Annotated in this window: 21 protein-coding genes and 1 pseudogene; 9 read left to right on the forward strand and 13 right to left on the reverse strand. The window is 70.9% G+C overall.

Features of this window, described 5'->3' with window-relative positions:
- The first annotated feature begins 51 nt into the window (after nucleotides 1–51).
- A complete protein-coding gene (locus H1D24_RS14050; RefSeq protein ID WP_220136711.1) occupies nucleotides 52–1239 on the forward strand; it encodes a trans-sulfuration enzyme family protein in 1188 nt (395 codons plus the stop codon).
- 73 nt (nucleotides 1240–1312) lie between these two features.
- Here H1D24_RS14050 and H1D24_RS14055 read toward each other — a convergent pair whose 3' ends face one another.
- The 3 genes from H1D24_RS14055 to H1D24_RS14065 all read right to left on the reverse strand — a co-directional run bounded on the left by H1D24_RS14055 (nucleotide 1313) and on the right by H1D24_RS14065 (nucleotide 5566).
- Entirely contained in the window at nucleotides 1313–2779 is a 1467-nt protein-coding gene (locus tag H1D24_RS14055; protein WP_258564058.1) for a GNAT family N-acetyltransferase, read from the reverse strand.
- A 43-nt stretch (nucleotides 2780–2822) separates the two neighbouring features.
- Nucleotides 2823–4517 (reverse strand): alkaline phosphatase D family protein, encoded by a 1695-nt coding sequence (locus H1D24_RS14060; RefSeq protein ID WP_181657859.1) that lies wholly within the window; start codon nucleotides 4515–4517, stop codon nucleotides 2823–2825.
- Between the two features lie 218 nt (nucleotides 4518–4735).
- Nucleotides 4736–5566: an alpha/beta fold hydrolase gene (locus H1D24_RS14065; RefSeq protein ID WP_181657860.1), complete on the reverse strand. Its 831-nt coding sequence runs from the start codon at nucleotides 5564–5566 to the stop codon at nucleotides 4736–4738.
- Nucleotides 5567–5775: 209 nt separating this feature from the next.
- On the opposite strand from H1D24_RS14065, the gene sigJ reads away from it, so the two are divergent.
- Both sigJ and H1D24_RS14075 read left to right on the forward strand, forming a co-directional pair.
- Entirely contained in the window at nucleotides 5776–6660 is an 885-nt protein-coding gene (gene sigJ, locus H1D24_RS14070) for an RNA polymerase sigma factor SigJ (RefSeq protein WP_181657861.1), read from the forward strand.
- A 305-nt stretch (nucleotides 6661–6965) separates the two neighbouring features.
- Complete coding sequence (locus tag H1D24_RS14075) at nucleotides 6966–7727, forward strand: GntR family transcriptional regulator (RefSeq protein WP_181657862.1); 762 nt, start codon at nucleotides 6966–6968, stop codon at nucleotides 7725–7727.
- Nucleotides 7728–8008: 281 nt separating this feature from the next.
- Here H1D24_RS14075 and H1D24_RS14080 read toward each other — a convergent pair whose 3' ends face one another.
- The 4 genes from H1D24_RS14080 to H1D24_RS14095 form a co-directional block, all read right to left on the reverse strand.
- Entirely contained in the window at nucleotides 8009–9166 is a 1158-nt protein-coding gene (locus H1D24_RS14080; RefSeq protein ID WP_181657863.1) for an ROK family transcriptional regulator, read from the reverse strand.
- A gap of 161 nt (nucleotides 9167–9327) precedes the next feature.
- Nucleotides 9328–9783 (reverse strand): excalibur calcium-binding domain-containing protein, encoded by a 456-nt coding sequence (locus tag H1D24_RS14085; RefSeq protein WP_181657864.1) that lies wholly within the window; start codon nucleotides 9781–9783, stop codon nucleotides 9328–9330.
- Between the two features lie 133 nt (nucleotides 9784–9916).
- On the reverse strand, nucleotides 9917–10579 hold the full coding sequence (locus tag H1D24_RS14090) for a response regulator transcription factor (RefSeq protein WP_181657865.1): 663 nt from the start codon (nucleotides 10577–10579) through the stop codon (nucleotides 9917–9919).
- Between the two features lie 14 nt (nucleotides 10580–10593).
- Nucleotides 10594–11814, reverse strand: coding sequence for a sensor histidine kinase (locus H1D24_RS14095; RefSeq protein WP_181658033.1), 1221 nt, complete (start codon nucleotides 11812–11814; stop codon nucleotides 10594–10596).
- 116 nt (nucleotides 11815–11930) lie between these two features.
- On the opposite strand from H1D24_RS14095, the gene H1D24_RS14100 reads away from it, so the two are divergent.
- The 4 genes from H1D24_RS14100 to H1D24_RS14115 all read left to right on the forward strand — a co-directional run bounded on the left by H1D24_RS14100 (nucleotide 11931) and on the right by H1D24_RS14115 (nucleotide 15082).
- Nucleotides 11931–12863 (forward strand): ABC transporter ATP-binding protein, encoded by a 933-nt coding sequence (locus H1D24_RS14100; RefSeq protein ID WP_181657867.1) that lies wholly within the window; start codon nucleotides 11931–11933, stop codon nucleotides 12861–12863.
- 4 nt (nucleotides 12864–12867) lie between these two features.
- On the forward strand, nucleotides 12868–13605 hold the full coding sequence (locus tag H1D24_RS14105; RefSeq protein WP_181657868.1) for an ABC-2 transporter permease family protein: 738 nt from the start codon (nucleotides 12868–12870) through the stop codon (nucleotides 13603–13605).
- A 75-nt stretch (nucleotides 13606–13680) separates the two neighbouring features.
- Nucleotides 13681–14121: a hypothetical protein gene (locus H1D24_RS14110; protein ID WP_181657870.1), complete on the forward strand. Its 441-nt coding sequence runs from the start codon at nucleotides 13681–13683 to the stop codon at nucleotides 14119–14121.
- Between the two features lie 151 nt (nucleotides 14122–14272).
- Nucleotides 14273–15082, forward strand: coding sequence for an SAM-dependent methyltransferase (locus H1D24_RS14115; RefSeq protein ID WP_309484306.1), 810 nt, complete (start codon nucleotides 14273–14275; stop codon nucleotides 15080–15082).
- A gap of 48 nt (nucleotides 15083–15130) precedes the next feature.
- Here the strand turns inward: H1D24_RS14115 and mug are convergent, their stop codons facing one another.
- The 6 genes from mug to H1D24_RS14145 form a co-directional block, all read right to left on the reverse strand.
- Nucleotides 15131–15649, reverse strand: coding sequence for a G/U mismatch-specific DNA glycosylase (mug, locus tag H1D24_RS14120; protein WP_374064234.1), 519 nt, complete (start codon nucleotides 15647–15649; stop codon nucleotides 15131–15133).
- 65 nt (nucleotides 15650–15714) lie between these two features.
- Nucleotides 15715–17154, reverse strand: a complete 1440-nt coding sequence (purB, locus tag H1D24_RS14125) for an adenylosuccinate lyase (RefSeq protein ID WP_181657872.1) — start codon at nucleotides 17152–17154, stop codon at nucleotides 15715–15717.
- Between the two features lie 143 nt (nucleotides 17155–17297).
- Nucleotides 17298–18077 (reverse strand): SGNH/GDSL hydrolase family protein, encoded by a 780-nt coding sequence (locus H1D24_RS14130; protein ID WP_181657873.1) that lies wholly within the window; start codon nucleotides 18075–18077, stop codon nucleotides 17298–17300.
- 166 nt (nucleotides 18078–18243) lie between these two features.
- Nucleotides 18244–19275, reverse strand: coding sequence for a hemolysin family protein (locus H1D24_RS14135; protein WP_181657875.1), 1032 nt, complete (start codon nucleotides 19273–19275; stop codon nucleotides 18244–18246).
- A complete protein-coding gene (locus tag H1D24_RS14140; protein ID WP_181657876.1) occupies nucleotides 19272–20603 on the reverse strand; it encodes a hemolysin family protein in 1332 nt (443 codons plus the stop codon). Before H1D24_RS14140 ends, H1D24_RS14135 begins: the two co-directional genes overlap by 4 nt.
- Before the next feature lie 288 nt (nucleotides 20604–20891).
- Nucleotides 20892–21314: a GNAT family N-acetyltransferase gene (locus H1D24_RS14145; RefSeq protein WP_181657877.1), complete on the reverse strand. Its 423-nt coding sequence runs from the start codon at nucleotides 21312–21314 to the stop codon at nucleotides 20892–20894.
- Nucleotides 21315–22301: 987 nt separating this feature from the next.
- On the opposite strand from H1D24_RS14145, the pseudogene H1D24_RS42350 reads away from it, so the two are divergent.
- Nucleotides 22302–22583: pseudogene (locus H1D24_RS42350) on the forward strand (pectate lyase family protein); the annotation flags it as partial.
- 32 nt (nucleotides 22584–22615) lie between these two features.
- Nucleotides 22616–23398: a pectate lyase gene (locus H1D24_RS14155; RefSeq protein WP_181657878.1), complete on the forward strand. Its 783-nt coding sequence runs from the start codon at nucleotides 22616–22618 to the stop codon at nucleotides 23396–23398.
- Nucleotides 23399–23425 lie beyond the last annotated feature (27 nt).

Consider the following 23425-nt stretch of genomic DNA (forward strand, 5'->3'; position numbering starts at 1 on the left):
GTAGCACGGACTGCGGCGTCATCACTCCGGCCTTTGTTCACGCTGTCGCCCATGGACACCGACATCGACGACGACACCGTACGAAGGGCCCCGGCGACCGGGCCCAGGGCCTACCGAGCGCTGGCCACCGAAGCCGTCCACGCCGGCCGCGACGACCTCGCCGGGCTCGGCCTGCACGCGCCCCCGATCGATCTGTCCACCACCTACCCGTCGTACGACAGCCGTGGCGAGGCCGCCCGCATCGACGCGTTCGCCGCCGACGGCACCGAGCCGTCCGGTACGCCGGTCTACGGGCGTCTCGGCAATCCGACCGTCGCCCGCTTCGAGACGGCACTCGCACGGCTGGAGGGCACCGAGAGCGCGGTCGCCTTCGCCAGCGGCATGGCCGCCCTCACCGCGGTGCTGCTCGTACGCAACTCCGTCGGCCTTCGCCATGTGGTCGCCGTGCGCCCGCTGTACGGCTGCAGCGACCACCTGCTGTCGGCCGGGCTGCTGGGCTCGGAGGTCACCTGGACCGACCCGGCCGGAATCGCGGACGCCCTGCGGCCGGACACCGGGCTCGTACTCGTCGAGTCACCCGCGAACCCGACGCTGGCCGAGATCGACCTGCGTGCCGTCGCGCACGACTGCGGCTCCGTGCCGCTGCTCGCCGACAACACGTTCGCCACACCGGTGCTGCAACGGCCCGCCGAGTCCGGGGCCCGGCTGGTGCTGCACAGCGCCACCAAGTATCTGGGCGGGCACGGGGACGTGCTCGGCGGAGTGGTGGCCTGCGACGAGGAGTTCGGGCGCCGCCTGCGGCAGGTGCGGTTCGCCACGGGCGGCGTACTGCATCCGCTGGCCGGCTATCTGCTGCTGCGGGGGCTCGCGACGCTGCCGGTACGCGTGCGTGCGGCATCGGCGACGGCGGCAGAACTGGCATGCAGGCTCGCCGCCGACCCGCGCGTCGCGCGTGTCCACTACCCGCGCCTTGGCGGTGCCATGGTCGCCTTCGAGGTACGGGACGACCCGCATGAGGTGATCGCCGGGGTACGGCTGATCACCCCTGCCGTCAGCCTGGGCAGCGTCGACACGCTCATCCAGCACCCCGCGTCCATCAGCCATCGGATCGTGGCTGCCGAAGACCGCCGGTCGTGCGGAGTCAGCGACCGGCTGCTGCGCCTGTCGGTCGGCCTCGAGGACGTCGACGACCTGTGGCACGACCTGGATCATGCGCTGGATGGGGCCCGGGGCGCGTGAACGGCTGGGCGGGGCGGCCTCGTCCGGCCGCCCCGCCCAGGTCCAGCGGTCGCTCCTGGTCGCGCCGGTCCCGTCAGTCCTGCCGGTCCCGTGCGAACTGGCGGTCCTGGCCGACACCGCTCCGGTGGTCGTACGGCAGACGCGAACGCACCGGCGTCGCGTCGAGGCGGGCCGTGATCACCAGCGTGCCCTCCTCGATCTGGTAGTCGAGGGGCAGACCGAGGCCGCGCATGGCGGCGACCATCCCCGTGTTGGAGGCCTGCGTCACCGCGTACACGCTCTCGGCACCCGCCTCGACGGCCATCGTGATCAGACGGCCGAGGAGTTCGCTGCCGATGCCGTGGCGCTGCCACTCGTCCTCGACGAGCAGTGCGACCTCGGTCTCGTCGCCGTCCCACAGGAGATGGCCGAGGGCGACGATGCGGCCGGTGTCGGACTGGACGGCGAGGGTGCGGCCGAAGCGGGGGCTGAGCAGGTGGCCCAGGTAGCGGTCGGCGTCGGGGACAGGGCCGTGGTACCGCATGCTCAGGGTGCGCTTGGAGCACCGCTCGTGCATGTCCTTGGCGGCCTCCAGATCGGCGGTGTCGGCCCTGCGTACCGTTATGGCGCTGCCCTGCGGCAGCGTCAGCACGTCCTTGCTGCGCGGCATGCGCGGGCCCAGCCGGGTGTCCAGCTCGACGAGCGCACGGGCGCGCGCGAACTCGGCCGGCGTGAAGGGCAGATACGGCCGCTCAACCGTGATCACACCGCCTTCGGGCGCCCGCAGCCGCATCACCGTGTCCTCGAGAGCGCCCTCGACAGGAGCGCTGTTCTCGCCGCCGCGGTCGTCCGGGGCCGCGGGCAGTGAGCGGATCGTGCACCGGCCGAGCAACTGGCGGAGTGCCAGCGGCAGTTCGGCGCCGTCCAGTGCGGTGCGCGTGGCCAGGCTCAGGACGCGTGTCGGCGCGTCCACCAGGTCGTGGGCGTCCGCCCGTTCGATCCAGATGCCGGTGCCGCCCGCGTGGGAGATGGCGCGGGTAACCTCGCCGGCGGGCAGCTCGGCGGGGGCGCGCAGCAGGAACTCGTCGACGGTGCCCTCGGCCAGCGGATGCGTCTGCAGGCTCAGGATGTCGACCTGGTGGTGGGCGAGCGCGGTGCACAGCGCGGCCAGCGAACCGGGCTCGTCACGGACGGTGGTCCGCATCCGCCACAGCGTCGTCGCGTCGGCGGACGGTGCCGCGGCGGTGGACAGCCCCGTGGCGGCCGCCGCTCCGGTTGCTGACGGCCCGGCCTGCTCGGCGGCGACGAGCGGCGGGGCGCCGGTATCGGTCCTGGGCGGAGCGTGACCGTGGCGTCGTGACCACCATGTGTGGAACGCGGCCGTGGCGATCAGCGCCACGGCCGAGACCGCGAGCAGGGCGGGGCCGTCGGGCCCGTGCCCGACCAGGTTCGCCACGGCGTCGGCCACCGCGACGGCCGTGAACAGTGCCGCCAGTTCGACCACGTCCCGCCGCCAGTGGTGTACGGGACGACCGTGCTTGGCACGGGTTACGTCAGACATCTCTCGCTTCATGCATCCACTGTGAAGGAAGGGTGTTGCGTGATCACGAACGAACTGTGACCGACGGGTAAAGCGAGAACTGTCCTTTTTGCAGTGATTTCACATTCAATGGTTGTCTGCAGCGAAGCCCCAGGTCAGGACAGTGTGCGGCGGTGCGGGCGTCGAGGACGGGCCCCGGCTGCAGCACCTTGGTGAACAGCACCGAACCACCCGTGGCCCTCAGCCGGACCGTCAACTCGCCGCTCTCACCGTCGATGTCGACCTCGCCGAAGTACTGCGGCGACTCCATCGGCGACACGTTCGCCTTTGTGGGCGCCTGCACGAAGACCCGGTCGGGCCCGAAGGTGTTGTCCAGCGCGTTCGCGGGGAAGCCGCCCGCCGCCAGCGGACCGGAGACGAACTCCCAGAACGGCTCGAAGTCCTGGAAGGCCGCACGCGACGGGTCGTAGTGCTGCGCGGACGTGTAGTGCACGTCCGCGGTCAGCCACACCGTGCCGGTGATCCGGCGGTACTTGATGAACCGCAGCAGTTCGGCGATCTGCAGCTCACGGCCGAGCGGCGCGCCCGGGTCGCCCTGTGCGACGGCCTCGATGTCCGTCGCACCGTCGGGCACGACCAGGCCGAGCGGCATGTCGGCGGCGATCACCTTCCACACCGCGCGGGAACGCGACAGCTCCTGCTTCAGCCAGGCCAGCTGCTCCGCGCCCAGGATGCCGGTGGTGTCGTCGGTCTGGCGGCCGGGCGAGTTGGCGTTGCGGTAGGTACGCATGTCCAGTACGAAGACGTCCAGCAGCGGACCGTGGTGGACGACCCGGTGGACCCGGCCGTCCTCGCCCGTCGAGGGCAGCGTGGAGATCGGGAAGTACTCGCTGAAGGCCTGGCGGGCGCGGGTGGCCAGCGTGTCGACGTCCTTCACCGTGTAGCGGCTGTCGGTCAGGATCTCGCCCGGGTACCAGTTGTTGACGACCTCGTGGTCGTCCCACTGGGCGATCGTCGGCACCTGCGCATTGAACCGGCGCACGTTCTCGTCGAGAAGCGGGTAGCGGAAGTTGCCCCGGTACTCGGCGAGCGTCTCCGCGACCTTGGACTTCTCCTCGGTGGTGACGTTCCGCCAGGTGCGGCCGTCGGGCAGCGTCACCGTCGACGACAGCGGCCCGTCCGCGTAGATGGAGTCACCGCTGCACAGGAAGAAGTCCGGGTTCAGCCGGCGCATCTCCTCGTACGCGTAGAGGCCGCCGATGTCCGGGTTGATGCCCCAGCCCTGCCCCACGATGTCGCCGGACCACAGGAACCGCACTCCCTCGCGCCGCTTGGCGGGCGCGGTGCGGAAGGTGCCGAGGACCGGCTCACCGGTGCGGCGGTAGTCCTCGGGGTCGGCCAGCGTCACGCGGTAGTGGATCTGCTCGCCGGGCGGCAGGCCGCGCAGCGGGACCGTGCCCGTGAAGTCCGTGTCCGGGCCGAGGAGAGGGCCCTGCCATCTGCGCGGATTGCGGAAGGACTCCGTGGCGGCGGTCTCCACGATCATCCGCGCGGGCCGGTCGGAACGCACCCACACCAGGCCCGAGGAGGTGGTCACATCGCCCGCCTGCACGCCCCATGCGGCACGCGGTCGGCCCGACAGCGCCTGGGCGGGGACCGCGGCCGCCAGGGCGCCCGCGGTGGGCAGGGCCAGCGCGGCGGACGCCGCGAGGGAGCCGCGCAGTACGGAGCGCCGGCCGGGGGACGGGTTGTGGGACATGGATGGCCTCCAGTGACGGGTCGGACCAAGATGCGATGCCACAACTACTCGTGCGCCGCAGCGCACACACAAACCCCAAGTGAACAACTGGCCGTAGGCACAGGGGAACCGGACACGCGGAGATCGACGCGCGCCGGTCAAACACCGGACGGGCTGGAAAATCCAGCCCGTTCGGTGGGATTTCGCAGTTTTGCGGGGGCGAGACGAGCCGGAAGGGCTCAGCGGCTCGTGTCGAGGACGATCCGGGCCACGAGCGCGGGGTCGTCGTTCATCGGGACGTGTCCGCATCCGGGCAGCCGCACCAGCCGCGCGCCGGGGATGACGCGCTTGGCGCGGACTCCCTGGCGGTGCAGCAGCAGGCGGTCCCGGGTACCCCAGGCGACGGTGACCGGGACTCCTGGAACGTCGTCCTTGAAGAGCACCTGCCGCCCCGCCGTGAGCGTCGGGGCGAACCCGGTCGCATTGCGCAGCGCCAGGGTCTCGGCGACCACGGCCTCGGCCGAACGGCGGCCCGGGCGCGCGTAGATGGTGCTGGTCAGGGCGGCACGCCCGGCCGCCGTGCGCGAGAGCCGTTCGATCAGCGGCACCGGCAGCAGCCGTGCCCCCTGCCGCATGGCGAGCAGCGTGCTGAAGGCGTACCGGCGCTCGGCCTCCGTCCAGAACCCCGCGGGCGCCAGCGCCGTGACGGACCGTACGAGCTTCTCGCGGCCCAACTCGAGGGCCAGCAGCCCGCCCAGCGAATTGCCTGCGACATGCGGGCGCTCGATCTCCAGCGCCTCGCAGAGCGAGCCGAGTGCGGGCACCACCGTCGACAGGTCGTAGGCCAGCCCGTCGGGCAGCGCGGGGGACTCGCCGAAGCCGGGCAGGTCGACCGCTATGACGTCGCGCTCGGTCGCCAGGATGTCGATCACCGGGTCCCACGCCTGGCGGTGGTGGCCGATGCCGTGCAGGAGGAGGAGCGGCTCACCCGCGCCCACGCGTGTGTAGGCGAGGGACACCGTTTGGGGGCCGTGGGGGGATTCGACCGGGAAGGAGACCGTTTCGGCCATATTGCTGACTCCTCGTCTGGGGACGCACCGGGATCTCGTGTGCCCAGGCGTCATCGGCCCGTTGGGGACCGCGTGAAGCGCCGACGCGTAGACAGCTTGTCAGCAAAGGCTACTGGCGGGTAGTCCTCGTTCGAGGTTTTGTGGCGGGATGCCGCTGTGGGGAGGACGCGTTCCTGGACAGGACCGGACCGGTCCGCTGGGATGGGGGCGTGGCAACCGACACCGCGACCGATGCCTTCGTAGAACACAGGCCCGTGCTGATGGGAGTCGCCTACCGCATGCTCGGCCGCGTGGCCGACGCGGAGGACGTCGTCCAGGAGGCATGGCTGCGCTGGTCCTCCGACGATCGGGCGGACGTGCGCGAGCCACGCAGTTATCTGGTGCGGATCACCACGCGCCTGGCCCTCGACCGGCTGCGCCATGTCCGGTCCCGGCGCGAGACGTACGTGGGGCCTTGGCTGCCCGAGCCCCTGGTGACGGACTTCGGCCCGACCGTCGCGGACACCGCGGAACGGGCCGTGCTCGCCGACTCCGTGTCGTTCGCCGTCCTCGTCGTCCTGGAGTCCCTGTCACCTCTGGAGCGCGCGGTGTTCGTCCTGCGGGAGGCCTTCGGATTCCCGTTCGCCGAGATCGCCGCCACGCTCGACCGCAGCGAGTCCGCGGTGCGGCAGCTGGCGGCCCGGGCGCGCAGGCACGTCGACGAGCGCAGGCCGCGCTACGACGTGGACCCCGCCGAGCGGCGCGACCTCACCGAGCGGTTCCTGGCCGCGGCGGCGGGCGGCGACCTGGAGGGGCTGATGTCCCTGCTGGCACCCGGCGTACAGCTGGTGGGCGACAGCGGCGGCAAGTCCAAGGCGCCCCTGCGCGTCATCGAGTCGGCCGACAAGGTGGGCCGCTTCCTCGCCGCGGTGGGCCGCGAGGGGATCCCGGATCTGGAGATCCGCTTCCTGGAGATCAACGGCGGCCCGGCGGCGCTTGTCCTGTCGGGCGGCAAGCCCGACACGGTCTTCCAGCTCGAGGTGGCCGACGGGCGGATCCAGCGTGTCTACGTGGTGCGCAACCCGGACAAGCTCGTCTCCCTCGCCTCGCAATGATCGTCCGCCTCGCCTCGCGCTGATCGTCTGCCTGCCTCGACTCGCGCCTGATCAGTGCCCCGTGGCGTGTCCATGTCCTCTTGGCGTCGCCGTTCCGTGCTCCCGCAACCCCGCTCCACGCGCGCGTGCCGATCACGAACAGTCCGTGAACTCTCCCGTCGATCGGTCGTGCATGCCTGATGCGGATCGAGGATTGGTCTTGACCAAGGGTGGGGCCCGGCTTATCGTCGCAGGCATAGTGCAAGGACCTTTAATAAACAAGGCGCTGAAACGCCGCCGGGGACACGGCGATTGCGGAGGACAGGGTGGGGACCACTCAGCTGGAAACAGTGCCGGAGCCGAAGTACTGGCACCTCAAGACCGTGCTCAGTGAGGCACTCGACGCCGAGTTCTCGGTGGGGGAGATCCTTCCGAACGAGCGCGATCTTGCCGCCCGGTTCGGGGTCGCCCGCGCCACGCTCCGGCAGGCACTCGAGCAGCTCGAGCTGGAGGGACGCCTGCAGCGCCGTCGCGGAGTCGGTACCACCGTCGCGCCGCCGCGCATGGGTGTGGCCGTGGGGGCCGCCGAGCACGTGTGGCCGGGCGCCGTCGGTGACGTCTGGCAGCCGGCGGACTGCACCCGGTCGGTTCCGCCCGCGGCCGTGGCCCGCATCCTGGAGACCGGGGCTGACGAGACGGTGCACACGGTGCGCCGTATGCGCGTGACGCACGGCCAGCCGGTCGCCGTCGAGCTGCTCTACATCCCCGCCTCGTCGGTGCCCGACCTCTCCGCGATCGCGGCGCCCTCCGGTCCGGCACGTGCGCGTGCCGTGCTGCGCGAGCTGCAGCGGCTCGCGCTCGAAAGCCAGGACAGTGCCGTCGAACTGGGCTCGGCCCGCGCGGACGACGCCAAGGTGCTCGACCGGCTGCCCGGCGCCCCGGTGCTCGTCGTCACGACCCGTTTCCTTGCCGAGGGCCGTACCGCCGCGGTGTCCGTGGCCACGTACCGCGCCGACACGTGCCGTCTCACCTTCGGTGACTCCGGCGGCGTCGAGATCCACCACGATCCGGAGCGCCGCGCCTCCTGACGGGGACCCCGGACGCGACGGGCACGTGGCGCCTCGCTGCCGTGCCCCTTGCATTCCCGCGAGCCCCGCACCCTTGCTCCGCGGGCCGGGCTCGTAGGAGAGTCCCGCAGGCCGTGCTCCTTGGAGTCCCGCAAGGAGTACGGCACTTGTGGCCCCACAGGCCGACGGAGTCTCGCGTGGCAGGCCGCCCTGCACCGTCGGCAACGGCCTCTCGCGTTGCCGGCGGACCGCCACCGCCGCGCCGTGACCGGAGGCAGCGCCGTGCCATGACCGGAGGTCCCTCAGCGCCGCGCCGTGACCGTCCCCTCCACCGCGAAGAGCTGTTCCTCGACATGGTCGAGGGCAAGCCGTAGTGCGCCCGTCGCCACGGCCGCCTCGCCGAGCATCGACAGAGCGACCCGCGGTGGCCGCAGGCAGTAACGCGACAGCTCGCGGCGCAGTGGCTCCAGCACGCCGTCCAGACCGGCCGCCCAGCCGCCGACCACGACAAGCTCGGGATCGAGCGCCAGCACCAGCGCCGCGACGTCGTGCACGAGTCGCTGGATGAAGCGGTCGACGGCTGCCAGGGCCCGTTCGTCGCCTCCGCGGGCCTGCGCGAAGACCTCCGCGACCGCCTGCTCGTCCAGCGGATGCAGCGGCTCGTCCGTCGTCGACAGGAGCGCCTCGGGGGTGGCCTCACGGCCCAGCAGGTGCAGTGCGCCGATCTCCCCGGCCGCCCCGCCGTACCCCCGGTGCAGCCGTCCGCCGATCAGTGAACCGGCGCCGGGACTCAGCCCCGCCATCACGAACACCATGTCGTCGGACTCGGTCGCCGCGCCCTTCCAGTGCTCGGCGACGGCGGCTGTGTTGGCGTCGTTCTCCACGAGCACCGGGCATCTGAAGGAGCGCCGGAGCCGCTCGCCCAGCTGCAGTCCCGTCCATTCGGGCAGGGCCGTGCCCAGGCGTATGGTGCCGTCGGCCTCCACGATGCCCGGGGTGCCCACGCCGACGGCCCGCAGGGAGCTGCGTGCGACGCCGGCCTTGCGCAGCAGGTCGGCGACCGCGGTACGCAACCGCTCCAGCCGCTCGTCGGCCGGCGCGGTCTCGTCGACGTCCTTCGACGCCGTGCCGAGCATCCGGCCTTCCAGATCGCCCAGGACGGCGGCCACGCGGTGCGGCCCGATCTCCAGGCCGAGCAGATGACCGGCCTCCGCCCGGAACCGGAACCGCCGGGCGGGCCGCCCCTGCTTCCTGGTCGCACCCTCGTCGACGGCCGTCTCGACCACGAGGCCGGCCTCGACGAGCCCCTCGACGACGCCCTCGACGGTAGGCCGGGACAGCCCGGTCACCCTGGTGATCTCGGTGAGCGTGGCAGGATCCGCTGCGCGCAGCGCATGCAGCACCACGGCGGAATTGATACGCCGCAGCAGAGAGGGATCCCCGCCGGTCAGCAGCCCCAACGTCCGTCCTTCCAGCTTGTGCGCGTGTGGGGCGGATGGTACCCGCCGCTGTGGAACAGCTGCGGGTCAGGGCGGCCTGGTCGGCGGCGGGGCCGCACCGGTGGGGCTGAAGGAACCCGTGGGACTCGCTGTCGCTCCCTCGCCCCTGGTCGACCCGGCTTTCAGATGTCGCAGCCGACACCGTCCCCGTCACGGTCGAGGTGGCTGCCGTAGCCGGGCTCGCCGCGGTGCACCGGGGCGGCCCCGGCGGCGCGGGCTTCGCTGCAGTTGCCGTAGTACACCGACTCGTCGCCCGCACTGCTGCCGCCCGAGCCGCCGTCGGCGGGCTGTGCGGTGACCGTCGCCTTCACGGTCCTGGTGGCACGGACGGTCACCGTGGCGGCCGGCTCCGGCTCGGCGGTCTCCGTGGCGGTCGCGGTGGTCGTGACGGTGGCGGTGGCGGTGGGTTGCGGCTGGTCGGCTGCCGACTGCGCGTCGCCGCCGGTGTCGCCGCCTCCTGCGGCGCCGAGGCCGATGAAGAACGCGACTGCGAGGGCCGGAAGCACAAAGCGCTTACGGGCCCACTTCGGCGCGACGCGCGGTGGAATGCCGGATTGTGGCGTGTACGGGTTGGTCATGCCGTCCCCCCTGGGATGGTGCGAGTGGGGATGACGGTAGGGCTGCGACCACAAGTGTGAAGAAGAAATGGAGAATTAGTGACTGACACGTGATCCGGTGGTGGGTGGGGGGCGAGTGGCTCCGCCCGGTCGTTCACCCTGGTGAGACGAACCCCGACTCGTACGCCGCGATGACGGCCTGCGTGCGGTCCCGTGCCCCCAGCTTCGCCAGTACGGCGCTGACGTGGGACTTGACCGTTTCCGTGCCGATCAGGAGGCCCTCGGCGATCTCCGCGTTGTTCAGGCCGCGGGCCATCAGGCGGAGAACGTCGGCCTCGCGGTCGGTCAGCGCGGCGCGCTCCATCGCCGCGCGGGCTGCCGCGTTGCCGTTGTCCTTGCCGTACTCGGCCGCCAACTGCCGTACCGCCGCCGGGAACAGCAGGGAGTCGCCCTCGGCGACCAGTCGCACGGCGTGCACGATCTCGGCGGGCCGCGCGCGCTTCAGCAGAAATCCGTCCGCGCCTGCGCGCAGCGCCCCGTACACGTACTCGTCGTTCTCGAACGTCGTGACCACAAGGATCTTCGGCGGCTCCGGAACGGAGCGCAGCACCGCGCGTGTGGCCTCGATCCCGTCCATCAGCGGCATCCGTACGTCCATGGCGACGACGTCCGGCCGCAGCCGGCGCACCAGGGGGATCACGGCCGCTCCGTCCGCGGCCTCACCGACCACCTCGATGTCCGGCTGCGCCTCGAGGACGGCGCGCAGACCCGCGCGTACGAGGGGTTCGTCGTCGACCAGCAGCACGGTGAGCGGCACGTGGTCAGCCTAGATCAGTTCAGCGGCAGTTCGACGTGCACCTGCCACTCACCGTCGGTCTGGCCCGCCCGTGCCTGGCCTCCGAGCAGCGCGGCGCGCTCGCGCATCCCACGCAGACCGCTCCCGCTGCCACCGCCCGTGACAGGCCCGGCCGTGGTGGGCAGGGGATTGCGTATGTCCATCCGCAGGCATGCCTGATCCACGGTGATGCGGACGTGGACCGGCACCGCTCCCGCATGCCGCAGCACATTGGTGAGGCCCTCCTGAAGCATCCGGTACCCCTCCCGGGACACCGGCCCCGGCACCCGGTCCAGGGGGCCGGTCACCTCGGCGTCGACCTTCGCACCGGAGGCGCGCGCCGAGTCGAACAGGCGGTCCGCCTCGCTGAGTCCGGGCCGGCTGCTCGCGGGCCGCTCCGCCTCACGCAGCACGAGCAGGACACGCTCCAGGTCCTCCAGGGCCGTCCGTCCCGTCTCCTCGATGGCGTCCAGCGCCCGGTCGGTGAACTCGGGGTCGGCTGCGGCGCGTGCGGCTCCCGCCTGGACGACGGCGACGGTCAGCGCATGGCCGATCGAGTCGTGCAACTCCCGGGCGATCCGGTTGCGTTCAAGGAGCTGCTCGGTGCGCTCCTCCAGCGCGGCCAGCCGCTCCTTCGGAGACGGCCCGAGCAGGCGGCGGGCGGCCGCGGCCACTACGGGCCCGACCGCGGCCACCACCAGCACCAGGACCAGAGGTGGAAGGGGGACGAGTAGCGCGTACGCCCAGTGCTGCCCGGTGACCGGAATCAGGGTGTTCGCGTCGTCGCTGATGCCCGCGGCCGCGCCGACCAGTGAGAGGGACAGGGCCATGAACTGGCCTGACAGAAACGCGATGGCACAGCCGACCTCCAGTCGCAGCACCATCCACACCGCGGTCCTGCCCCTGTCGCTCCACGAGGTGGACGGCGCCGCGGAGATACCGGGATCCTCGCTGCCGTCCTTCACGCGCGCGTGCGGCCCGGGAAACAGCATCAGCTGTGCCTGCAGCCCCTCGGCCCGCCGCATCGCGGGCACCATGGCCGCCGCCACGAGCAGAGGGACGGGAATGAGGGGAACCAGCGCCCACTCCGCCAACGACAGATCGACGAACCCCGGATAGACCAGGCCGCAGACGAACGCGATGAACGCGCCCACGAGCATGTGCAGCCAGCGGGTGTACGTGACGGCACGGGTCAGCGGTCGCAGGAGACGGGGCAGCCGGGGCATGCCGTCATCGTGCCAGGGGGCGTCACGCGACGGCTCCCCCGCCAGGGGGAGACGGAAGCCACCCACGGGGGAGGCCCGGCCCCCGCCCCGGCCGCGACGCTGATTCCATGACCAGCATCGACGTCAAAGACCTGACCAAGGAGTACGGAACCACCCGGGCCGTGGACCGGCTGACCTTCACCGTCGAACCGGGCCGGGTCACGGGATTCCTCGGCCCCAACGGCGCCGGCAAGTCCACCACCATGCGCCTCGTCCTCGCCCTCGACAGGCCCACATCCGGCACCGCCACCATCGGCGGACGGCCCTACGCCACGATCGACGAACCACTGCGCCACGTCGGGGCACTCCTCGACGCCCAGGCAGCGCACGGCTCCCGCACCGCCCGGAACCATCTGCGCGCCCTCGCCGTCAGCAATCGCATCCCGGCACGTCGCGTCGACGCGGTGCTGGAAGAAGCCGGACTCGCCTCCGTGGCCGGCCGCCGCATCAAGACCTTCTCGCTCGGCATGCGCCAGCGCCTCGGCATCGCGGCAGCCCTCCTCGGCGATCCGCAGGTCGTCCTGCTGGACGAGCCGTCCAACGGCCTCGACCCCGAAGGCATCATCTGGATCCGCGAGTTGCTGCGCCGCCTCGCCCGCGAAGGCCGCACGGTGCTCGTCTCGAGCCATCTGATGAGCGAGACCGCGAGCTTCGCCGACCACCTCGTCGTCCTCGGACGGGGCAGGCTGCTCGCGGACACCTCGATGCAGGACTTCCTCGACGCACACAGCCACGCGCGCGTGCGGGTGCGTACGACTGATCCGGCACGGCTGCGCGCAACGCTCGTACGCAAGGGGTACGAGGTCGCGCAGAGCGACGACGGCCGGTGGCTCGTCGACGGCGCCAAGGCCGAGGAGATCGGCGCGCTGGCCGCCGGCGAAGGCATCCCCATTCTCGAACTTGCCGATGAGCAGGCCTCGTTGGAGCAGGCCTACCTCGCCCTCACCGCTGACGACACGGAGTTCACAGCCGTGTCCCCGACGACCCCTCAGGAGGTCTGAAACCATGGCGACGACGGCAGTTCTCCACTCCGAATGGATCAAGATCAGGTCGGTGCGGGCCAGTTTCGGGTCGCTCATCGCGATCTTCGCGGTCACTCTCGCCATCACCTTGATGGTCTTCCCCACCGTCGGCCAGGCCGAGGCCGACAACCCGGGCGCCGAGCCGCTCTTCAACGCGTTCTACGCGCTGAACTTCGCCCAGATCGCGGCCATCAGCTTCGGAGCGACCGCCGTTTCGTCCGAGTACCTGAACGGTGCGCTGCGCATCTCCCTCGCCGCCGTGCCGCACCGAGGCCTGTTCTACGCCGCTAAGACGGCGATCGTGGGCGCCGCCGCACTCATCGCCGGCCTCGTCACCAGCCATGCAACGTTCCTCGTGGGCCAGGCGTTCATGGGCGAGTACACCATCGGACTGAGCCATCCAGGGGCCCTGCGCGCCTGCATCGGGGGTGGGATCTATCTCGCCCTCATGGCACTCTTCGCCGCCGGGCTGACCGTCCTGCTGCGCAGCGCCGTCGCCGTGCTGAGCATTCTCATCCCCTTCATCCTGATCGTCTCGTTCGTGGTCGGTGACGTGGCGAACGGTGCCGCCGAGTATCTGCCGGACCGGGCCGGTCAACAGGTGCTCCACCAGGACCCGGTGGGCAGCCTCGGCCCCTGGGGCGGCCTCGCCGTCACGGCGGTCTGGGCGGGGGCGGCGCTGCTGGCGGGTTGGTGGGCCGTACGCCGGAGGGACGCCTGACGTCAGGCCGGTTGGGGTGGAAGAGATCCACTGCTCCTCGACCAATTGTCGGTGCGTGCCGGTTTACTGGACACCATGAGCACCGCACAGCACCTGGACACCGTCCTCCTGCTGTGCTCCCGGGAGTTCCCGGCCGAGCACGGCAGGTGGCACGGTGGCTTCTGCGGTCCCGGGTATCACATAGCCGAATTAGTCGTTGTGGACGGATTCCGGGGCGGCGGCTGCTCTCAGCTGCTCGAGGCACGGGAGCAGTACGAGGCCGAGTGCGTGGCGCTGTCCGAGCGGTTGTCACATCGCTGGGGGCCGCCCGTTCCGGTCAGCCTCTACAGCGTGCTGCATCGTGCCATGGCCGACGGGGAGGACATACCGGAGCCGTGGCACATGCTCAGCACACGCGTGCAGGACGTGCAGGTGTGGCGGAGCGACGAGCGCTGGGTTGTGCTCGGTGGCTCCCCATGGGGTGAGGAGTCGCCCTTTCATCTTCTTGCCGCCGTGACCGAGGTCGACCCTCCGTGACCTGGGCGGCCCGTGGTTCAACTCCCATGCCACCATGGGTCCTTGGACGAGTCGAGCAGCCAGTACGGCGGCGGGCCGACAGGCCAGTACGCAACGACCGTCAAGCCGGTACGGAAGCGGCCTTCAGGGCCCGTACGGAGGAGCAGCGAACGTGAGCGACAGCACCGGACAGGCCCCGGAGGAGCGCATCACCAGCCACATCGCGCACAACGCCCGTGTGTGGAACTACTGGCTGGGCGGCAAGGACCACTATCCGGTGGACGAACAGGTCGGCGACCAGGTGACGTCGATGTACCCCAGCATCGGCGAGGTGGCGCGTGCCGACCGGGCCTTCCTGGGGAGGGTGGTGAGCCTCCTGGCAGGGGAGGCTGAGATCCGCCAGTTCCTCGACATCGGTACCGGACTGCCCACCGTGGAGAACACGCACGAGGTGGCCCAGCGCATCGCCCCCGACGCCCGCATCGTCTACGTCGACAACGACCCCATCGTGCTGACGCACGCCCGCGCGCTGCTCACCAGCTCGCCCGAGGGAGCCACCAGCTACGTCGACGCGGACGCCCACGACCCCGACGCGATCCTGCGGGCCGCGGCCGCGACCGTCGATTTCGGCCGTCCCGTCGCGGTCATGATGCTGGGCATCCTGAACTTCATCCTGGACACCGAGGAGGCCCGCGCCATCGTCCGGCGCCTCATGGACGCCGTGCCCTCCGGCAGCTATCTCGTGATCACCCACCCCACACTGGAGCTGGGCGGCGAGGGCAATGCCGAGGCGATGAAGTTCTGGAACGAGAACGCCACGCCGCCGATCACCGCCCGCAGCAAGGCCGAGGTCGAGAGCTTCCTCGAAGGCCTGGAGCTCCTGGAACCGGGCATCGTCTCGTGCGCCCGCTGGCGCCCGGACGCCGCGGCTGAGGAGGCGCCGGTGGTCGCTCAGTTCGGGGTGGTCGCGCGGAAGCCCTGAGTGTTGGCGGGAGCCTGGGTGTCTGCGGAAGCGCGGAAGCCCTGATCGTCAGCTGAGGCCCTGAGGGGTGTCCGTCTGGGAGGCGGCGCGCAGGCGGCCGAACTCCTCCGCCATCGTCGTCGCCGTCCAGTGCGCGTTGAGCCCGCTCGGGTTGGGCAGCACCCATATCCGGCTGCCGCCGATCGTCCGTTCCTGCGGTCCGATCCCGGCCCGGCGCTCACCGAACGCCGCACGATAGGCGGTCACGCCCACCACGGCGAGCCACCGCGGCCGCAGCCGCTCCACCTTGCCGGCAAGGATGCGGCCGCCCTCGTGGTACTCCTCCGCGGTCAGTTCGTCGGCGCGGGCAGTGGCACGGGCCACCACGTTCGTGATGCCGAGGCCGTAGGTGAGGAGTTCCTCCTGCTCGGCCGGCTTCAGCAGCCGGGGCGTGAACCCCGACAGATGCAGCACGGGCCAGAAGCGGTTGCCAGGGCGGGCGAAGTGATGGCCGGTCGCGGCCGTCATCAGGCCGGGGTTGATGCCGCAGAAGAGAACGCGCAGGCCGCCCGTGACCACATCGGGCACGATGCGGTCACGGGCGGCCTCGAGATCCGCGGCAGTCAGCCGCGTCTGCCCATTACTCCTCCGCGTCAGAGGATCGCCCCCGGCGTGTAACCCGCCGCCTCCGGGCGCGCCTTCACGATCTCCTCGACACGCGCGGCCACAGCCGCCACCTGGTCGCCCGCGGCGCCGGTGAAGGACAGCTTGTCGGCCATCAGTGCGTCGAGCTGGGCCCGGTCCAGCGGGATGCGCGCGTCCGCGGCGAGCTTGTCCAGCAGTTCGTTGCGCTCGGCGCCCTGCTCACGCATCGCGAGCGCCGAAGCCACCGCGTTCTCCTTGATCGCCTCGTGTGCGAGCTCCCGGCCGACGCCCGCACGCACCGCGCCCATCAGCACCTTCGTCGTCGCGAGGAAGGGCAGGTAACGGTCCAGCTCACGCGCGACGACCGCGGGGAACGCACCGAACTCGTCGAGCACCGTCAGGAACGTCTCCAGCAGACCGTCGAGCGCGAAGAACGCGTCGGGCAGCGCGACCCGGCGTACCACCGAGCAGGAGACATCGCCCTCGTTCCACTGGTCGCCGGCGAGCTCGCCCGTCATCGAGGCGTAGCCGCGCAGGATGACCATGAGGCCGTTGACGCGCTCGCACGAGCGGGTGTTCATCTTGTGCGGCATCGCCGACGAGCCGACCTGGCCCGGCTTGAAGCCCTCGGTCACCAGCTCGTGCCCGGCCATCAGCCGGATCGTCTTGGCGAGCGACGACGGGGCCGCGGCCAGCTGGACCAGCGCCGTCACGACCTCGTAGTCGAGGGAGCGCGGGTAGACCTGGCCGACCGAGGTGAAGGCGTGCGAGAAGCCGAGGTGGTGCGCGATGCGCTGCTCCAGCTCGGCGAGCTTCCCGGCGTCGCCGCCCAGCAGGTCGAGCATGTCCTGTGCGGTGCCGACGGGGCCCTTGATACCGCGCAGCGGGTAGCGGGTCAGCAGCTCCTCGACCCGGCCGTACGCCACCAGCAGCTCGTCGGCGGCCGTCGCGAAGCGCTTGCCGAGGGTGGTCGCCTGCGCGGCGACGTTGTGCGAGCGGCCCGCCATGACCAGCTCGCCGTACTCGCCGGCGAGCTTGCCGAGACGCGCAAGCACGGCGACCGTACGGTCGCGCATGAGCTCCAGGGAGAGCCGGACCTGCAGCTGCTCGACGTTCTCCGTCAGGTCGCGCGAGGTCATGCCCTTGTGCACGTGCTCGTGGCCGGCGAGGGCGTTGAACTCCTCGATCCGCGCCTTCACGTCATGCCGCGTGACCTTCTCGCGCTCCGCGATCGAGCCCAGGTCGACCTGGTCGAGCACCAGCTCGTAGTCGGCGATGATGCCGTCCGGCACCTCGATCCCGAGGTCCTTCTGGGCACGCAGCACGGCGAGCCAGAGCTGGCGCTCCAGCTTCACCTTCTGCTCGGGGGACCACAGAGTGGCGAGCTCGGCCGAGGCATAGCGGCCAGCCAGGACGTTCGGGATGCGGGGCTTCGCAGACGCAGTCACGTGGACGAATTCTACTGGCGATTCCTGCAGGCCAGTGCCGGGGCCCGATTCGTCGGAAGCTACGAGAGGGGTGCGGGGCGTCCGCTGCGCCGACTGAAGAGGCATCGCCTCCGGGGCGCCCGTCCGTACGAGCGCCCCTGGGCCTACGCGATCGGACCCTCGTACGGCAGCAGCTCCGGCCGCTTCGGGGGGCGTCCGTCGCCGGAGGAGCGGCCCGTGAGGCGGCGGCCGATCCACGGCAGGAGGTGCTGACGGGCGAACCGGGCGTCGGCGATCCGCTGCGTCGCCCAGTTCGGCGGCACGGGGGCCGGCAGCGGCGCCCGCCAGTCGTCCTCGGGCTCGTACCCGAGCGCCTGCCAGACCGCCTCGGCCACCCTGCGGTGTCCTTCGGGCGTCAGATGAAGGCGGTCCACGTCCCACATCCGCTGATCGGAGAGGGCGGCCACGCCGAACAGATCGACCACGACCGCGCCGTGTCGCGCCGCGAGCGTGTCGACGCAGTCGAACAGCTCTTCCATGCGGGGGCGGAACCGCTCCAGCACCGGGCCCGTCCGGCCCGGGCTGCGCATCAGCACCAGCTGCTTGCAGTTCGGGGCGAGGCGCTCCACCGCCTCCTCCAGCAGCCCGCGCACCATGCCCATGTCGCACTTGGGGCGCAGCGTGTCGTTGAGCCCGCCCACCAGGGTGACGACGTCCGCCTGCATCGCGGCGGCCGCGTCCACCTGCTCGTCGACGATCTGGCCGATGAGCTTGCCGCGCACCGCGAGATTGGCGTACCGGAAGCCTGGCGTCCGCGCCGCCATCCTTCCCGCTAGGAGATCGGCCCAGCCGCGGTACGAGCCGTCGGGCAGGAGGTCCGACATGCCCTCGGTGAAGCTGTCGCCTATCGCGACGAGACTGGTGTAGTTTGCATTGATCTCCATGGCGGAGCGATGTTATCGCGCTGCGGGCGGGTGCCCGGCGCCCAGGTGCGCCCCTCCCGGACCTGTGCACAGGCTGTACGCGAGTGCACAGGCTGTACGCGAGGCGACGTACGTCCTCCCACGCCACCGGCAGGCGGCGAAGCCACCCGCCGGCAGAGGGAGCGCGTCAGACCGGCTGGCCGAACAGCTCCCGCAGGACGTCCTCCATGGTCACCAGGCCCGCGAGGCGGCCGTCCGAGCCGATGACCGCCGCGAGGTGCGTGCGGCTGCCGCGCAAGGCGGTCAGTACGTCGTCCAGCGGCGTCGTCTCGCGTACCCGGGCGATGGCACGCATGTCGCTGATCTGGAAGGGCAGATCGCGCGGCGTCACATCGAGGGCGTCCTTGACGTGCAGATAGCCGACGATCCGGCGGCCGGCGTCGACCACGGGGAACCGGGAGAACCCCGACTCCGCCGCGAGCCGCTCCAGCTGCTCGGGGGTGACGCCCACGTGCACATAGACCAGCCGCTCGAGCGGCAGGACGACGTCGCGTACGGGACGTCGGCCCAGCTCCAGCGCGTCGTGCAGCCGCTCCCGGGCACGCTCGTCGATCAGCCCCGCCTCACCGGAGTCCCGGACCAGGCGGGCGAGCTCGTCGTCCGAGAACGTCGCCGCCACCTCGTCCTTCGTCTCCACACGCAGCAGCTTCAGCAGGGCGTTCGCGAAGGCGTTGACCGTGAAGATCACCGGGCGCAGCGCGCGGGCCAGCGTCACCAGGGGCGGGCCGAGCAGCAGCGCGGTGCGCACCGGCTCGGCCAGCGCGACGTTCTTCGGGATCATCTCGCCGAGCAGCATGTGCAGATACGTGGCGACGACCAGCGCGATCACGAACGAGATCGGGTGGACCAGGCCGTGCGGCACGCCGACCGCGTCGAACACCGGCTCCAGCAGATGCGCGATCGCGGGCTCCGCGACCACACCCAGCACCAGCGTGCACAGCGTGATGCCGAGCTGCGCGGCCGCCATCAGCGCCGACACATGCTCCAGTCCCCACAGCACGCTGCGCGCGCGCAGACTGTGCTGCTCGCGCCGTGCGCCCCGCTCCGCGTACTCCTCGATCTGGCTGCGGCGGACCGAGATCAGCGCGAACTCGGCGCCCACGAAGAAGGCGTTGACGACCAGTGTCGCCAGGGCGATCAGCAGCTGGATGGCGGTCATCGCCGCTCCTCCGTGTCATCGATGGTCGTCGGTGCGTGCAGCAGGACGCGGGCGGCCCGTCGGCCCGAGGCGTCGACCACGTCGAGGCGCCAGCCGTCGACGTCGACGCGGTCCCCGACCTGCGGGATACGGCCGAGTTCGGTGGCGACCAGCCCGGCGAGTGTCTCGTACGGCCCCTCGGGCGCGTGCAGCCCGACGCGTACGAGCTGGTCGGTACGGGCGGCTCCGTCGGCCGAGTACAGCGGCCTGCCGTCTTCGTCCGTCCCGGCCGAGGCCAGGTCGGGCGTCTCGTGCGGGTCGTGCTCGTCGCGCACCTCGCCGACGACCTCCTCGACGATGTCCTCCAGCGTGGCGACGCCTGCCGTGCCGCCGTACTCGTCGATGACCACGGCCATCGTGCGCTTGCCCGACAACCGGTCCATCAACCGGTCCACGGTCAGCGACTCGGGGACGAACAGGGGCTCGCGCATCACTTCGGTGACGCGAGTACGTGCGCGGCGCTCGGCCGGCACGGACAGCACGTCCTTGATGTGGACGATCCCGATGACGGAGTCGAGGCTGCCGCGGTAGACCGGGAAGCGGGACAGGCCGGTCGCGCGGGTCGCATTGGCGACGTCCTCGCAGGTCGCCTGCGCCTCGAGCGCGATGACCTGCACACGCGGCGTCATCACGTTCTCCGCGGTCAGATCGGCGAGGTTGAGCGTGCGTACGAAGAGCTCCGCGGTGTCGGCCTCCAGCGCGCCCTCCTTGGCGGAGTGCCGGGCGAGGGCCACCAGCTCCTGGGGGCCACGGGCGGAGGCGAGTTCCTCGGCGGGCTCGATGCCGAGGCGGCGCACCGCATGGTTCGCGGTGTTGTTCAGATGCGCGATGAACGGGCGGAACGCGGCGCTGAACCAGCGCTGCGGATTGGCCACGACCTTGGCGACCGCGAGCGGCTTGGAGATCGCCCAGTTCTTGGGCACCAGCTCGCCGACGACCATCAGGAAGACAGTCGACAGGGCAGTGCCGATGACCAGGGCCGTCGACGAGGCGACGCTCCGGGAGATGCCGAGGGACTGCAGCGGGCCGGAGATCAGCTTGGCGATGGACGGCTCGGCGAGCATGCCGACGATCAGGTTGGTGACGGTGATGCCGAGCTGTGCGCCGGACAGCTGGAAGGTGAGGTTCCGTGCGGCCTTCAGGGCACCGGCGGCGCCGCGCTCGCCTCGCTCCACGGCGCGCTCGAGTTCGCCGCGCTCCACGGTGGTGAGCGAGAACTCCGCTGCGACGAACGCACCGCAGGCCAGCGAGAGCAGGACGGCCACGGCGAGCAGGAGCAGTTCGGTCATCGGGTCACCTCCGTCCCATGGTCAGGCCGGGCCGGGGGCAGTGCACGATGTCTGGTACTGGGAGGCTCGCCCATGGGCGGACGCTCACACCTTTCCTGAGGTTCGAATGTTGCACCCATGGTAAAGGATCAGCAAAGTGATGCGCGTGTCCCCTTGGAGGGGCTTACCGGAATGGTCCGGCCGGTGCTCGCGAGAACCGGCGGTGCGGCGGCCCGGAGTGTGACCGGCACGGCGGCCCGGGGTGCGGCCGGCACGGCGGCCCGGGGTTGCGGCTGGTGCCGGGCCGGCTCAGGCGAGCGGCTTGACCCAGCGCCGCCAGTGGTCCTCGCGGTGGTAGCCAGCCGCAGCCCACGTGTGGTGTGCGCGTTCGTTGGCTTCCAGGACCATGGCGTCGACCCGTCGACCGCCCAGGGCGATGAATCGTTGTTCTGCCGCTTCCAGCAGGGCGGTGGCGATGCCTTGCCGGCGGCAGTCCGGGTGTACGGCCAGTCGGTAGGCGGAGCATCGCCATCCGTCGAAGCCGGCTATCACGGTCCCTGTGAGGACGCCGTCGCGCTCTGCGAGGAGCAGGGCTTCGGGGTCTCTTGTGATGAGTCGGGCCACTCCGTCGTAGTCGTCACTGATGCTCGTTCCTTCCGCGGCTTCGCGCCAGAACTGCAACACGGTGTCGATGTCGGAGAGGGTGGCGCAGCGGATGTGAAGATCGCTCATGGGTCGAGCCAAGCAGAGCGCCGGCCTGTCTGGCGAACGGTTTCCGGTGCCGACGAATCGAGGCAGCAGATCAACTGAACGCCACGTCCTCGTACGTCGTGGCCGTCTTCAGGCTGTCGATCCGGTTGACGATGTTCGGTGGAACCGTGGTCGCGGTCGTAGACGCCCCACTTGGGTTCGTTGGCGCTGTCCCAGGTGCGGCCGGGCGTACCGGGTCGTGTCACCCGTGAGGGTTTGCCGGTGGCCGTTGAAGTAGAGCTCCACCCAGCCGGCGGATGCCGTGCTCGAGGGGGTGGAGTCGCTGGAGAAGGGGGCTGTTCACCGCCGCATGACTCACCGCCACATGAACCAGTCCGACATCGGCCACGCCGAGGCCGAGCGTTCCGGCGTTCCCGCTCCCTGCGCGGCCCAGAGTCCAGACCACGGATGGACGGCCGTCTCGATCGTCACAGCCATGAGACGAAGCCGGCTGCGTCCTCGGGGAAATATGGGGTTCCACCACGGCGGCCGTCCGCGACAGCGCGCTGTCATCAGGCGTCCTTGAAGGCCGGCCGAATGCGGCCGAATGTCGTCTGCGCAAAGCGTTGACTAGAAAGCGCTTGCCTTCTACGGTCCGTTCAGCAGTGTGAACCAACCGGCCATGGCGCACAGGGCATGGCGGCACCGGAGCCTTCGCTATCTGGGGAAATGTGCGGAAACGCACGTCCTGGGCGTACACAGGCCTCCGACTCGGGTCATGCTGCCCGCGCACAACGATCAGCAAGGCGTACGTCATTCACATAGATGGCCCATCAGTGCTGCTGAAGGGACACACCCGCATGCGTACCGACCCCCCACGTACACAAGCGCAAAGACCAGCCCTGGCCCGCACCGGCCGCCCTCGCGGCAGCCGCCGCCTCGCCGTGCCGCGGTCGGCCGGGGCAGCCGACACCACGCCGGTCGGATTCGGCGCCGGGACGACCGGCGGCGGATACGCCACGGCGCCGCAACGACTACGTGGACGGCGCCGACACCGCCGGCCACGCGCGCGTGGCTGCCCAGACGCTCGTCGAGAACAACGTCTTCCGCTCGACGAATACCGAGGTCACCACGGACCGCAGCGGTGACCTCGACGGACACGCCAACCCGCGCGGAAACGATCTCGGTGGAGCCGCCACCGGGATCTCGCGGGTCGGCACCGTCATCAATCCGCCCGCAGCAGTACGGCGGGAGCCGGCCTCGTCCGTCGTCGCCTCGGTGACGTCCGGCGCGGGCGCCGGAAAGCTCTGACACCCCCACACCACGACAGAAGGAATCGGGACATGACTTCTGCAACGCCACAGCGCGCCCGCAGGCGCGCACTGACCGGCGCGGTGGCCGCCCTTGGGCTTGGCATGATCATGACTACACATGCCTCCTCGGCGAGCGCTGCCACCTGGCCGACCCCCAACGGCAGCGAGGCCGTCTCCTCCACCATCCCGGTCTCCGGCACCAAGGACTACGGGATGAAGCGGCTCTACGGCACCGGGGACCTGGCCGGTGACGGCCAGGAGGAGGGCCAGGACCCGATCCTCCGGCTCTCGGACGGCGCGGTGCTCAGGAACGTCATCCTCGGCGCCCCGGCTGCCGACGGCATCCACTGCATGGGCAGCTGCACCCTGCAGAACGTCTGGTGGGAGGACGTCGGCGAGGACGCCGCCACCTTCCGGGGCGGCACCGGTGCCACGTACCACGTGATCGGCGGAGGTGCGAAGAAGGCCGCGGACAAGGTCTTCCAGCACAACGGCGGCGGGACGGTCAACATCTCGAACTTCGCGGTGCAGGAGTTCAAGACGCTCTACCGCTCCTGCGGTGACTGCTCCACGCAGTACACGCGCAAGGTCAACCTCAACACCATCGAGGTGACTGGGACGGGCACCACCGCGCGGATCGTCGGCATCAACGTCAACCGCAACGACGTGGCGACGCTCCGCAACATCACGATCCTCAACGACGCGAGCCGCAAGGTCATCCCCTGCCAGAAGTACAACAACAACACCGCAGTCGGGACGGGCCCCGACAGCACGAACTGCCTCTACTCCGGCTCGGACATCGTCTACCGCTGAGTCCGCTCCCGGCGGCCGGACGGGGCT

The organism is Streptomyces himalayensis subsp. himalayensis (assembly GCF_013778455.1).
In the GTDB taxonomy this organism is placed as follows: Bacteria; Actinomycetota; Actinomycetes; order Streptomycetales; family Streptomycetaceae; genus Streptomyces; species Streptomyces himalayensis.